The 13422-nt window shown below is 37.1% G+C and carries 13 protein-coding genes; all 13 read left to right on the forward strand.

Features of this window, described 5'->3' with window-relative positions:
- Positions 1 to 5 precede the first annotated feature (5 nt).
- Positions 6 to 1841: a chaperone protein DnaK gene (gene dnaK / locus V7S50_RS00220; RefSeq protein WP_063222921.1), complete on the forward strand. Its 1836-nt coding sequence runs from the start codon at positions 6 to 8 to the stop codon at positions 1839 to 1841.
- A gap of 194 nt (positions 1842 to 2035) precedes the next feature.
- Positions 2036 to 3151 (forward strand): chaperone protein DnaJ, encoded by a 1116-nt coding sequence (gene dnaJ, locus V7S50_RS00225; protein ID WP_063222922.1) that lies wholly within the window; start codon positions 2036 to 2038, stop codon positions 3149 to 3151.
- A 28-nt stretch (positions 3152 to 3179) separates the two neighbouring features.
- Positions 3180 to 4118: a 50S ribosomal protein L11 methyltransferase gene (gene prmA / locus V7S50_RS00230; protein WP_063222923.1), complete on the forward strand. Its 939-nt coding sequence runs from the start codon at positions 3180 to 3182 to the stop codon at positions 4116 to 4118.
- Positions 4119 to 4262: 144 nt separating this feature from the next.
- The gene (locus V7S50_RS00235; RefSeq protein WP_242252271.1) at positions 4263 to 5012 is read left to right on the forward strand and encodes a 16S rRNA (uracil(1498)-N(3))-methyltransferase; all 750 of its coding nucleotides are present in this window, start codon (positions 4263 to 4265) and stop codon (positions 5010 to 5012) included.
- A 6-nt stretch (positions 5013 to 5018) separates the two neighbouring features.
- Positions 5019 to 6371: a tRNA (N(6)-L-threonylcarbamoyladenosine(37)-C(2))-methylthiotransferase MtaB gene (gene mtaB / locus V7S50_RS00240; RefSeq protein ID WP_000108686.1), complete on the forward strand. Its 1353-nt coding sequence runs from the start codon at positions 5019 to 5021 to the stop codon at positions 6369 to 6371.
- 480 nt (positions 6372 to 6851) lie between these two features.
- Positions 6852 to 7025, forward strand: a complete 174-nt coding sequence (rpsU, locus tag V7S50_RS00245; protein WP_000048061.1) for a 30S ribosomal protein S21 — start codon at positions 6852 to 6854, stop codon at positions 7023 to 7025.
- Positions 7026 to 7040: 15 nt separating this feature from the next.
- Complete coding sequence (locus tag V7S50_RS00250) at positions 7041 to 7484, forward strand: GatB/YqeY domain-containing protein (RefSeq protein WP_060632306.1); 444 nt, start codon at positions 7041 to 7043, stop codon at positions 7482 to 7484.
- 108 nt (positions 7485 to 7592) lie between these two features.
- Positions 7593 to 7886: a sporulation protein YqfC gene (yqfC, locus tag V7S50_RS00255; RefSeq protein ID WP_000732265.1), complete on the forward strand. Its 294-nt coding sequence runs from the start codon at positions 7593 to 7595 to the stop codon at positions 7884 to 7886.
- 159 nt (positions 7887 to 8045) lie between these two features.
- Positions 8046 to 9245, forward strand: a complete 1200-nt coding sequence (yqfD, locus tag V7S50_RS00260; protein WP_242252269.1) for a sporulation protein YqfD — start codon at positions 8046 to 8048, stop codon at positions 9243 to 9245.
- 3 nt (positions 9246 to 9248) lie between these two features.
- Positions 9249 to 10208: a PhoH family protein gene (locus tag V7S50_RS00265; protein WP_016086243.1), complete on the forward strand. Its 960-nt coding sequence runs from the start codon at positions 9249 to 9251 to the stop codon at positions 10206 to 10208.
- A 193-nt stretch (positions 10209 to 10401) separates the two neighbouring features.
- Positions 10402 to 12546: an HD family phosphohydrolase gene (locus tag V7S50_RS00270; protein ID WP_063222928.1), complete on the forward strand. Its 2145-nt coding sequence runs from the start codon at positions 10402 to 10404 to the stop codon at positions 12544 to 12546.
- Positions 12543 to 13013 (forward strand): rRNA maturation RNase YbeY, encoded by a 471-nt coding sequence (ybeY, locus tag V7S50_RS00275; protein ID WP_242252268.1) that lies wholly within the window; start codon positions 12543 to 12545, stop codon positions 13011 to 13013. The genes V7S50_RS00270 and ybeY overlap by 4 nt, the downstream gene beginning before the upstream one ends.
- The gene (locus tag V7S50_RS00280) at positions 13010 to 13363 is read left to right on the forward strand and encodes a diacylglycerol kinase family protein (protein ID WP_242252267.1); all 354 of its coding nucleotides are present in this window, start codon (positions 13010 to 13012) and stop codon (positions 13361 to 13363) included. Before ybeY ends, V7S50_RS00280 begins: the two co-directional genes overlap by 4 nt.
- Positions 13364 to 13422: the final 59 nt, after the last annotated feature.

Here is a 13422-nt window from a genome sequence, read left to right on the forward strand (position 1 = left end):
TCGCCATGAGTAAAATTATCGGTATTGACTTAGGTACAACAAACTCTTGTGTAGCTGTTATGGAAGGTGGAGAACCAAAGGTTATCCCAAATCCAGAAGGAAACCGTACAACACCTTCTGTTGTAGCTTTCAAAAATGAAGAGCGTCAAGTTGGGGAAGTTGCAAAGCGTCAAGCAATTACAAACCCAAATACAATCATGTCTGTTAAACGTCATATGGGTACAGACTACAAAGTAGAAGTTGAAGGTAAAGATTATACACCACAAGAAATTTCTGCAATCATTTTACAAAACCTAAAAGCTTCTGCTGAAGCATACTTAGGTGAAACAGTAACGAAAGCTGTTATTACAGTACCTGCATACTTCAACGATGCAGAACGTCAAGCAACAAAAGATGCTGGTCGTATCGCTGGTTTAGAAGTTGAGCGTATCATTAACGAACCAACAGCAGCAGCGCTTGCTTACGGTTTAGAAAAACAAGATGAAGAGCAAAAAATCTTAGTATATGACTTAGGTGGCGGTACATTTGACGTATCTATCCTTGAGTTAGCAGACGGAACATTCGAAGTTATTTCAACTGCTGGTGACAACCGTCTTGGTGGAGATGACTTTGACCAAGTTATTATTGACCACTTAGTAGCTGAATTCAAAAAAGAAAATAACATTGATTTAAGCCAAGATAAAATGGCACTTCAACGTCTGAAAGATGCAGCTGAAAAAGCGAAAAAAGATCTTTCTGGTGTAACACAAACACAAATTTCATTACCATTCATTAGTGCTGGAGCTGCTGGTCCATTACACTTAGAATTAACATTAACAAGAGCGAAATTTGAAGAGATTTCAGCAAGTCTTGTTGAAAGAACGTTAGAGCCAACTCGTCGTGCATTAAAAGACGCTGGTTTTGCTCCAAGTGAATTAGATAAAGTTATCCTTGTTGGTGGGTCTACTCGTATCCCAGCTGTACAAGAAGCTATTAAACGTGAGACTGGTAAAGAACCATATAAAGGTGTAAATCCTGATGAAGTTGTAGCATTAGGTGCTGCAGTTCAAGGTGGCGTACTTACTGGTGATGTAGAAGGCGTACTATTATTAGATGTAACTCCACTTTCTTTAGGTATTGAAACTATGGGTGGCGTGTTCACGAAATTAATCGAGCGTAACACTACAATTCCAACAAGTAAGTCACAAGTATTCTCAACAGCTGCTGATAACCAACCAGCAGTAGATATTCACGTATTACAAGGTGAGCGTCCAATGTCAGCTGACAACAAAACATTAGGTCGTTTCCAATTAACAGACCTTCCACCAGCACCACGTGGTATTCCACAAATCGAAGTAACATTCGATATTGATGCGAACGGTATTGTTAACGTACGTGCGAAAGATTTAGGAACAAGCAAAGAGCAAGCTATTACAATCCAATCTTCTTCAGGTCTTTCTGATGAAGAAGTAGATCGTATGGTACAAGAAGCAGAAGCAAACGCTGACGCTGACCAAAAACGTAAGGAAGAAGTTGAACTTCGTAACGAAGCTGACCAACTTGTATTCCAAACAGATAAAGTTGTAAAAGATTTAGAAGGTAAAGTGGATGCGGCTGAAGTTGCAAAAGCAACAGAAGCGAAAGAAGCATTACAAGCTGCGATTGAGAAGAACGAGCTTGAGGAAATCCGTGCGAAAAAAGACGCTTTACAAGAAATCGTACAACAATTAACTGTTAAATTATACGAGCAAGCTCAAGCAGCTGCAGGGCAAGCAGAAGGTGCACAAGGAGCACAAGATGCTGGCGCGAAGAAAGACAATGTAGTAGACGCAGAGTTTGAAGAAGTAAAAGAAGATAAGTAATAATAAATAAGTAAGATGACAAAAAGTCAAAGTCAAGCGTGCCTTGGCTTTGGCTTTTTGTATGAATGAGAAGGAATGTGTGAGGATCTTAAGTTTTTTATTTTGCATACTGTAAGTGAGGAAACTTTGTTGCAAAGCACTTTCTTTCGGTGTTAAAATTACGTTTATGTGAAAGATTCGGGGGTTGTAAATTTATGAGTAAACGAGATTATTATGAGGTCCTTGGGCTTAGCAAGGGTGCTTCAAAAGATGAAATAAAAAAAGCGTATCGTCGTTTGGCTAAAAAATACCATCCAGACGTAAGTAAAGAAGAAAATGCAATTGAAAAGTTTAAAGAAGTACAAGAAGCATACGAAGTATTAAGTGATGATCAAAAGCGCGCGCAATACGATCAATTTGGTCATGCTGGTGCAAATCAAGGCTTTGGTGGCTTTGGCGGCGGAGGAGACTTCGGCGGAGGCTTCGGTTTCGAAGATATCTTTAGTTCATTCTTTGGCGGTGGTGGCGGCAGACGTCGTGATCCAAATGCTCCACGTCAAGGTGCTGACTTACAATATCAAGTTACTTTAGATTTTGAAGAAGCTATTTTTGGTAAAGAGTTAAATGTCGAGATTCCAGTAGAAGATCCATGTGATACTTGTAAAGGTAGCGGAGCAAAACCAGGAACTTCAAAAGAAACATGTAAACATTGCTCAGGATCAGGGCAAGTAAGTGTAGAGCAAAATACACCATTTGGTCGTATTGTAAACCGTCAAGCTTGTGGGCATTGTTCAGGAACTGGTCAAATGATTAAAGAAAAATGTACGACATGTCACGGTTCTGGTAAAGTTCGTAAACATAAAAAAATCAACGTTAAAATTCCAGCGGGTATCGATAACGGTCAACAAATTCGTGTATCTGGAAAAGGTGAAGCGGGCGTAAATGGGGGGCCAGCAGGAGATTTATATGTTGTTGTTCATGTAAGAAGTCATGAATTCTTTGAGCGTGAAGGAGATCACATTATTTGTGAAATGCCATTAACGTTTGCGCAAATGGCACTTGGTGCTGAAGTGGAAGTTCCTACTGTTCATGGTAAAGTGAAGCTGAAAATTCCAGCAGGAACACAAACAGGAACAGAATTCCGCTTAAAAGGAAAAGGTGCTCCGAACGTACGTGGATATGGTCAAGGGGATCAATATGTAGTCGTGCGTGTTGTTGTACCGACGAAATTAACTTCACATCAAAAAGATTTATTACGTGAATTTGCAGGACAAGAAGAGCAGGATGATAGTTTATTCGGAAAGCTTAAACGTGCTTTCAAAGGGGAATAATGGAAATAAAAAATGGAGTTGGTAAATTGTGAAATGGTCAGAAATTAGTATTCATACAACAGAAGAAGCAGTAGAAGCTGTCTCTCATATTTTACATGAAGCTGGTGCTAGTGGAGTTGCGATTGAGGACCCGGCGGAGTTGACGAAAGAGCGCGAGCAACAATATGGTGAAATTTATGCATTGAACCCAGATGAATACCCGGAGGAAGGTGTGTTAATAAAAGCATATTTCCCGCAAACGGATTCTTTACAGGAGACAATTGCAGGTGTAAAATCATCTATTGATGTGCTTCCATCTTACGACATCGAAATTGGTACTGGAAATATTACCGTTAACGAAGTCAATGAAGAAGATTGGGCTACTGCTTGGAAAAAATATTACCATCCAGTACAAATTTCTGATACATTCACAATTGTACCGACGTGGGAAGAATATACACCATCTTCTCCGGAAGAAAAAATTATTGAATTAGATCCAGGTATGGCGTTTGGGACAGGAACTCATCCAACAACAACGATGTGTATCCGTGCTTTAGAAAAAACAGTACAGCCAGGTGACGCTATCATTGATGTAGGAACAGGTTCTGGTGTACTGAGTATTGCAGCAGCAAAATTAGGTGCGGCTTCTGTTCAAGCATATGATTTAGATCCGGTTGCGGTTGAAAGTGCAGAAATGAATGTACGTTTAAATAAAACAGATGATATCGTATCTGTTGGACAGAATAGTCTTTTAGAGGGTATTGAAGGTCCTGTTGATTTAATCGTAGCTAACTTATTAGCAGAAATTATTCTTTTATTCCCTGAAGATGCAGCAAGAGTTGTGAAGTCAGGCGGATTATTTATTACATCGGGCATTATTGCTGCGAAGGAAAAAGTGATTTCTGAGGCGCTAGAAAAAGCTGGATTTACAATTGAAGAAGTGTTACGAATGGAAGATTGGGTAGCAATTATTGCACGAAATGCGTAATATAGATTTTAGTCTATAATGAAAAGGAGAGTCTCTCACTATAAGGTGAGGGACTTGCCGTTTGTTATATGAAAAATGATAACGTTTCGTTCTTTTCGTAAGTATTGACTTACGAAAGGAACGAAACTCTACTAAGGTGATTATATGCAACGTTATTTTGTAGAAGAGAAATATGTAAATGAGACAAGTATTCGCATTGTAGGTGATGACGTACATCATATCGCAAGAGTGATGCGTATGTCAGCTGGTGATCGCATTTATTGCTGTGTAAACGGAAAAACAGCAGTGTGTTCAATTGATGAAATTACCAGTGAATTTATTAATACGGCTATTGTAGAATGGGTAGAGGCGTCAAGTGAACTTCCTGTTTTCGTGACGATTGCAAGTGGACTGCCAAAAGGAGACAAGCTAGAGTTAATTTTCCAAAAAGGAACAGAGCTTGGGGCAGCTGCATTCTTACCATTTCAAGCATCTCGCTCTATCGTAAAATGGGATGCGAAAAAAGCTGATAAAAAAGTTGAGCGTTTAAGAAAAATTGTGAAAGAAGCTGCGGAACAATCACATAGAAGTGAAGTTCCAGAAGTACATGCTCCGGCATCGTTTAAACAATTGCTTTCAATGAGTGGTGAGTATGATGTTTGTCTTGTTGCTTACGAAGAGGAAGCGAAACAAGGCGAGAAATCTAATTTTGCGAAAGCTTTAACGATGATGAAACCAGGTCAAAAGCTATTGATTGTATTTGGCCCAGAAGGCGGTTTAGCTGAGGAAGAGATTACAGCGCTTCGTGAACATAAATTTGTACCATGTAGTTTAGGACCAAGAATTTTAAGAACAGAAACGGCGCCGTTATACGCGTTAAGTGCTGCTTCGTATCATTTTGAATTGATGGGGTGATGATCAATGTCAACTGTTGCGTTCCATACGTTAGGTTGTAAAGTAAACCACTATGAAACAGAAGCCATTTGGCAATTGTTTAAACAAGGTGGATATGAAAGAACTGAATATGAAAAGAAAGCTGATGTATATGTTATTAATACGTGTACAGTAACGAATACGGGAGATAAGAAAAGTCGTCAAGTTATTAGACGTGCTGTTCGTCAAAATCCGGATGCAGTTATTTGTGTAACTGGATGTTATGCACAAACATCTCCAGCGGAAATTATGGCGATTCCTGGTGTAGATATTGTAGTTGGTACACAGGATCGTGAAAAGATGTTAGGATACATCGAAGAATTCCGCAAAGAGCGTCAACCAATTAATGCTGTCCGCAACATTATGAAAACACGTGTATACGAAGAACTGGATGTACCTTATTTCACGGATCGTACACGTGCATCTTTAAAAATACAAGAAGGTTGTAATAACTTCTGTACATTCTGTATTATACCTTGGGCGCGTGGTTTAATGCGTTCGCGTGATGGAAAAGAAGTTATTAAACAAGCGCAGCAATTAGTAGATGCAGGATATAAAGAAATCGTATTAACAGGTATTCATACAGGTGGATACGGTGAAGATATTAAAGATTATAATTTAGCTGGTTTACTTCGTGATATGGAAGCGGAAGTAGGCGGATTAAAACGTCTTCGTATTTCTTCTATTGAAGCGAGTCAGATTTCAGATGAAGTAATTGAAGTGTTAGATAAGTCTGAAGTAGTTGTACGTCACTTACACATTCCGTTGCAATCTGGATCTAATACGGTATTAAAACGTATGCGTCGTAAGTATACGATGGAATTCTTCCAAGAGCGTTTAGATCGTTTGAAAGAAGCGTTACCAGGTCTTGCGATTACATCAGACGTAATCGTTGGTTTCCCAGGTGAAACAGAAGAAGAATTCATGGAAACATACAATTTCATTAAAGAGAATCGCTTCTCTGAGTTACACGTGTTCCCTTACTCAAAACGTACAGGAACACCTGCAGCACGCATGGAAGATCAAGTTCCTGAAGATGTGAAGAACGATCGTGTTCACCGTTTAATTGAACTATCTAATCAATTAGCGAAAGAGTATGCGTCACAGTTTGAAGGCGAAGTACTTGAAATTATTCCAGAAGAGCAATTTAAAGAGGGCGACCGTGAAGGATTATATGTAGGTTATACAGATAACTACTTGAAAATTGTATTTGAAGGGTCAGAAGAATTAATTGGTAAACTAGTGAAAGTGAAAATCACGAAAGCTGGTTATCCATATAATGAAGCGCAATTTGTTCGTGTTCTTGAAGATGATGTGAAAAAAGAATCAGCAAGCGCATAAAGTGAAACTGTAATCAGCGTAGGATTCATCCCCCGCTGATTATTAGCCCTCACCAATCGGGCTTTTACGGGCAGCACGATCCCCACCTAACTTCTTTGTTTTCGCTGAATTTTGAGTGGGGGTCTTACTGCCTGGCAAATAGCGGGCAAAAAAAGCATGCAAACGGAAACGATTTGCATGCTTTCTTTTTTTAGTGGAGACGTTAAGTACTGAAAAGGTATGAAATGAGTAGTTGTTTCGTACATTCCTGTATGAAAAAAGGTGTAATGACCAAAATATAGTTGTCTTCAGGTAAAAGAATAACAGCCATCTGCATAGTTTTTGAAAAAGGAAGAGCATCTATTCTTCTTTTATTCTGCCAAATAGTTGACCTGAAGTGATAAAATGTATTATAATCGTAAAAGACATGCTGAAGAAGTGTTTCTTTTTGCATGCTGAAGTTAGTATGTAAGTGTGATGTTTCGGAGGGAGGGAAAGAGAATGTCAAAAACAGTCGTTCGTAAAAACGAGTCTTTGGAGGATGCACTTCGCCGTTTTAAAAGATCGGTTTCTAAAACTGGTACACTTGCTGAAGCAAGAAAGCGCGAGTTTTATGAAAAACCAAGTGTAAAACGTAAGAAGAAATCTGAAGCGGCAAGAAAGCGTAAATTCTAAGAGAGGGTGTAAGTTATGAGTCTTCTCGGTCGTTTAAACGATGATATGAAACAAGCGATGAAGAATAAACAAAAAGAAAAATTAACCGTCATTCGTATGGTTAAGGCTGCTTTACAAAATGAAGGTATTAAACTGCAACATACTCTTACTGAAGAAGAGGAATTAACAGTTTTAGCTCGTGAAGTAAAACAGTATAAGGACTCCCTCCTTGAATTTAAAAAAGCTGGTCGTGAAGACCTTGTTGATAAACTGCAAAGTGAAATTCAGATTTTAAGCGCATATTTGCCAGAGCAATTAACGGAAGAAGAATTAGCGAATGTAATTAAGCAAGTTATTTCTGAAGTTGGTGCTACTTCTAAAGCAGATATGGGTAAGGTGATGACTGCTGTTATGCCGAAAGTAAAAGGTAAAACAGACGGATCACTTGTGAATAAGCTGGTTATCCAGCTATTAGCATAAAAAAACGTCTCATTTCGTATGAGACGTTTTTTTATGCTTTTTTTCAGTTTGGACGTGATATTACAAGCTCTTTTTTCATACATATGGGATGAGAGGGGGTCTTTTGAGATGAAAAAATTAGAACAAATGAAGAATTGGTTAACGAAGCAAATAGACCTGCCAGTGGATGTGCTAATGGATCTACCTCGGATCACGCTTGTTGGGCAAGTGCATATCTATATAGAAAATCATCGAGGTTTATTAGTGTTTTCAGATAAAGAAGTAAGATTGTTATTAAAGCATGGTCAATTATTAATTAAGGGACAGTCCTTTGTTATTAAAACAATCCTTCCGGAAGAACTTTTGCTGGAAGGGATAATTGAGCAAGTGACATTTTTAGAAGACGAAAAGAAAGAGAAGTGAGGGAAACTTCCGTATGTGAAGTTTTTCTTCTTTATTCTAACAATTTGACCCTACTATTTATGGACAATAAAACTTTGTATTTCATTTTCGTACGAGCTATTTTGCTAATTAAAGTGAAAAGTAGTGTGTCTACTTTTGGAAAGGTAGTGAAGGCAGTAGATGAAAAATAAATGGTTTATAAAGTGGCTTGGATATGTAAAGGTACGAATTGAAGGTAGAGGAGCGGAACGGTTCGTTAACGAATGTGTACGTAGAAAATTATTAGTTTGGGACGTTAAGAAGATTGCTGATGAAACGTTAGTTTTTTGTATGTTATTACGAGATGTGAAAAAAATCAAGCCGATTTATAGAAAAAATGAATGTAAATTATACTTTATTGGGCGTTACGGTTTTCCTTTTTTGAATAAGCGCTTAATTAAAAATAGTGGATTCTTAATTGGTTTTTTAATTTTCTTTTTTGGCATGATTGCATTATCAAATATGGTTTGGAAAATTGAAATTACAGGAGCGAAACCTGAAACAGAATATATATTAATGAAAGAATTGGACAAAATGGGTATTAAAAAAGGAAAATTACAATTCCAAATGCCTAGTGTAGAAGATGTACAACGTCATTTGACAGACAATATTAATGCGATTACTTGGGCAGGACTAGAAATAAGGGGAACGACGTACCACTTTAAAATTGTTGAAAAAAATGAGCCGAAAAAAGAAAAGGAACAAAGACCGCAAAATTTAGTGGCAAAAAAAGAAGCGATTGTTACAAAAACATTTGTTGAAGTAGGAAAACCAGTCGTTCTAAAAAATGATCATGTAGAAAAAGGGCAGCTTCTCGTATCGGGGGTATACGGTAATGAGGAGAGTCAGACGATTGTTTCGGCGAAAGGTATTGTATATGGTGAAACGTGGTATACATCTAATGTGAATGTGCCACTGAAGACGCAATTTCAAGTATATACTGGCAATACGTATAATGAGCATTACCTTAAATTGGGGAGTGCGAAAATAAAAATATGGGGATTTCAACATGATAAGTATAAACGCTCCCGTACGGAAAGTGTAAAGCATGATGTGAAATTATTTGGTTTTACACTACCGATTGCATACGAAAAAGATATAGTGCGAGAAGAGGAAGAAGCGAACCGGGAATATACAGAAAAACAGGCAATGAAAGTAGCAAAAGAGATGGCTGAAAAAGAACTAAAGAAAAAATTGGATGAACATGCTATGATTGTAAGTGATAAGATTTTGAGTAAAGAGGTTGAGGCGGATCAACTAAAAGTCACATTGCATTATACTGTGATTGAAAATATTGCAGAGCCACAACCAATATCCGAATCCGATATTCAAGGAGACTGAGTAATGGCAGAACAATTAGTAGAAATGAACCAACAATTGGAAAATACTAACGAAGCAATCGCTCTTTTTGGAGTCAATGATGCTCATTTAAAAGTAATTGAACGGGAACTGAATGTATCGATTGTAACTAGAGGTGAAACTGTTCATGCATCTGGAGCAGTTGAAACTGTGACACTCGTAGAAAAAATCTTACAGCAATTACTTGTTGTTATTCGAAAAGGTGTGTCAATTACAGAAAGAGATGTTGCGTATGCAATTCAGCTCGCACAACAAGGGAAAATTGCTCAATTTGAAGAGTTATATGAAGAAGAAATTTTTAAAACGGCAAAAGGTAAATCCATTCGTGTAAAAACAATGGGGCAAAGAAGATACATTCATGCAATGAAGAAGAATGACATTGTATTTGGAATTGGACCTGCTGGGACTGGGAAAACATACTTAGCTGTAGTAATGGCTGTGAGAGCTTTAAAGCAAGGGTATGTAAAGAAAATTATTTTAACGAGACCGGCTGTAGAAGCAGGCGAAAGTTTAGGTTTTTTACCAGGGGATTTGAAAGAGAAGGTAGATCCGTATTTACGTCCGTTGTATGATGCTCTGCACGATATTCTTGGACAAGAATATACGCAGCGTATGATGGAGAGAGGTGTAATTGAAATCGCGCCTCTTGCTTATATGAGAGGGCGTACACTCGATGATTCATTTGTTATTTTAGATGAAGCGCAAAATACAACGGGTGCACAAATAAAAATGTTTTTAACAAGATTAGGTTTTAGTTCTAAAATGGTTATTACGGGAGATCCTTCACAAGTAGATTTACCAAAAGGGGTAAAATCAGGGCTTTCGCTAGCTTCTAACATTTTATCTGGTGTATCAGGTCTTTCGTTCATTACATTAGAACAAACGGACGTTGTGAGGCATCCACTGGTGCAACGTATTATTGAGGCATATGATAAAATGGAATGATCCTATTTGTCAGGGTCATTTCTTTTTGTATTAAGGTTGGCGAACGGCATATTTTTTACTATCATAAAAGATAAGAGAAATAAACTATAGGTACTGGTGTATAAAAATGTTACCTAAAAGTATCGTTAGCTAGAAGAAATGAAAGCTATAAATAGTTTCACTTTATTTCTGGAGAGGAGAAGGTATTGAAATCATGTTAAGATCTCAAGAAATTTCTAAGTGGTTTCGTAATTTACAACATTCGAAAAAACTAAGTTGGATTTCTTACGTTTTATTAGGAGCAGTGCTGTTTTTTGCACTTATGAATAATGTGAAACCAGAGCAATTAGATGTTGATATGTATTCTATTGCGAAAAAAACAATTCACTCTCCTATTAAAATTGAAGATAAGGTTATAACGGACAGAAAAAAACAAGAGGCCGCTCAAAAAGTCGGGGATCAATATACATATAGAAGTGAATATAAACAAAATAGAGTAGATATTGTAAATGATGTTTTTGCCAAGGTAAATGAAGTAATTCAGGAGATGAAAGCTGCTGGACCTGAAGAGCAAAAAAAGATGACCGATGCTAATAAATTAGAAAAGTTGAAGAAGAAGTTGCCATCTAATTTAACAAAGGAATTATCTGATGAGATTTTACTGTACTTTATTAATTCAGAACCGGATCAACTAGAATTAGCAAAGAACGCGGCTTTAACGTCTGTTAGTGTTATTATGGGTGGAAATATTAAAATGTCCGAAGAAATAGCAGCAAAAGAGCGATTTGTTAATGAAATGAAAAGCCTTAATGTGAATAGCGGATTGAAGGAAGCTGTTAATGCGCTAGGATCATATGCGATTACAGCAAATTATTTTTATGATCCGGTTGTAACGAAAGAGAAGAAGAAAGCGGAAGAGGATTTAGTCCCACCTGTTTATATTCTTCAAGGACAAGTTATTGTTAGAGAAGGCGAAACAATTTCAAGTGATATGTATAATCAGTTGAAATTAGTCGGTTTATTAGAGAAAGGTAATAGTTTTCAACCTTATGTTGGATTAGCGGTGCTCATTGGTGTGTTATTATACTTTATGCATAAGCAGTTTGAAGTATTTTTACAGCGGAAAAGAGAAGATAGACCGTATATTTTAGCGTATATTACAATTTTGTCTATCACGATTGTTTTAATGAAAATTATTAGTTTGTTTCAAAAGCTTGAATATGCAGGAATTGCGTATGTTGTCCCGGTTGCGATGGGAACAATACTTGTAAAACTAATGATTGGCGATCGATTTGTATTTTTAACAAGTATGATTTTTTCTGTGTGCGGAAGTATTATGTTTAATGAAGGGGTAACAAGTACACTGAATTATAGTGTAGGTATTTATGTGTTATTAAGTTCATTATCAGTGAGTATTTTCTTAAGAGAAAAAAATCGTCGTACGATGATTTTGCAAGCTGGTATACTTGTTTCTATCTTAAATGTAGTCGTCTTGGCGGCATTATTATTATTACGTAATGGGAATTTTTCACCTCTTGAAATTGGTACGCAATTATTAATGGCTTCACTTTCAGGGATTATCTCTTCCGTTTTAGCTATGGGGATATTACCTTATTTAGAAAGTGGACTTGGAATTGTATCAAGCATGAAGCTTATGGAACTATCAAGTCCGAATCATCCGCTTTTGCGTAGAATTTTGTTAGAAGCACCAGGAACATATCATCATAGTGTAATGGTAGCGAATCTTTCTGAAGCGGCTTGTGAAGCAGTTGGAGCAAATGGTGTATTAGCACGTGTAGGGGCATATTATCATGATGTAGGAAAAACAGTACAACCGCAATTCTTTATTGAAAACCAGATGGGAATTGAAAACCCACATGATAAATTAGATCCTGTGACGAGTAAAGAGATTATCATTGCTCATGTAACTGATGGAGTAAGGATGCTCGAAGAATACCATATTCCGCAAGAAATTATTGATATTGCTGGACAACATCACGGTACAACGCTCCTTAAATATTTTTATTATAAGGCGATTAAAGAAGATAAAGAAAAATATACAGAAGAGATGTTCCGTTATCCGGGATCAAAAGCAACTTCTAAAGAATCGGCAATCGTTGGTATCGCTGATAGTGTTGAGGCGGCGGTACGTTCTATGAATCACCCAACACCAGATCAAATTAATAATTTAGTACAAAGTATTATTAAAGATCGCCTGCAAGATGGGCAATTTAGTGAATGTGATTTGACATTTAAGGAACTACAAATCGTTGGAAGAACGTTATGTGAAACGTTAAATGGTATTTTCCATTCGCGTATTACATATCCGGAACCACCGGAAGAGAAGGAGAAAGAATGAGTTTATTAATTGATTTCATTGATGAAACAGAAGAAGTGAAAGAAGAATATGTGAATTTAATTCATGAAATATTAGGAAAAGCAGCTCAAATGGAAAAAATAGAGGATGGTGCGGAGTTATCAGTGACATTTGTAGATAACGAACGCATTCGCGAGATTAATCGTGATTACCGAGATAAGGATCAGCCTACTGATGTCATTTCCTTTGCTATGGAAGAAATGGGAGAAGGGGAAATGGAAATTGTAGGTGTAGAGATGCCGCGTATGTTAGGTGACCTTATTATTTCTATTCCGAGAGCGAAAGAACAAGCTGAAGAGTATGGACATTCTTTTGATCGTGAACTTGGCTTTTTAGCGTTACATGGCTTTTTGCATTTACTTGGTTATGACCACATGACAGAAGAGGATGAAAAAGAAATGTTTGGAAGACAGAAAGAAATTTTAGATGCATTTGGATTAGGGCGATGAAAAAAGGAAAACTTATAGATAGTTTTGGGTATGCTATAGCAGGTGTATTCTTTTGCCTTCGTCATGAACGAAATATGAAAATTCATTATTTAGCCGCAGTCATTGTTATATGCTGCGGCTTTTATTTCCATATTACGAAAGTAGAGTGGATGGTATTACTTATTGTAATAGGAATTGTAATGAGTTTAGAGATGGTAAATACAGCTGTGGAAAAAACCGTAGATTTAGCGACTATCAATATACATCCGTTTGCGAAAATTGCAAAGGATGTCGCAGCGGGAGCAGTTTTATTGTTTGCTATAATAGCTGTTATAATTGGTGCTATTATCTTTTTACCGTATGTGGTATAGTTGCATTCCAAAGTTTTTATTAAGCTTTGGAAGTGCCGTAAAGGCCTTTAATAAGAGAG

This window comes from Bacillus sp. CCNWLW194 (assembly GCF_037120585.1).
Taxonomy (GTDB): domain Bacteria; phylum Bacillota; class Bacilli; order Bacillales; family Bacillaceae_G; genus Bacillus_A; species Bacillus_A basilensis.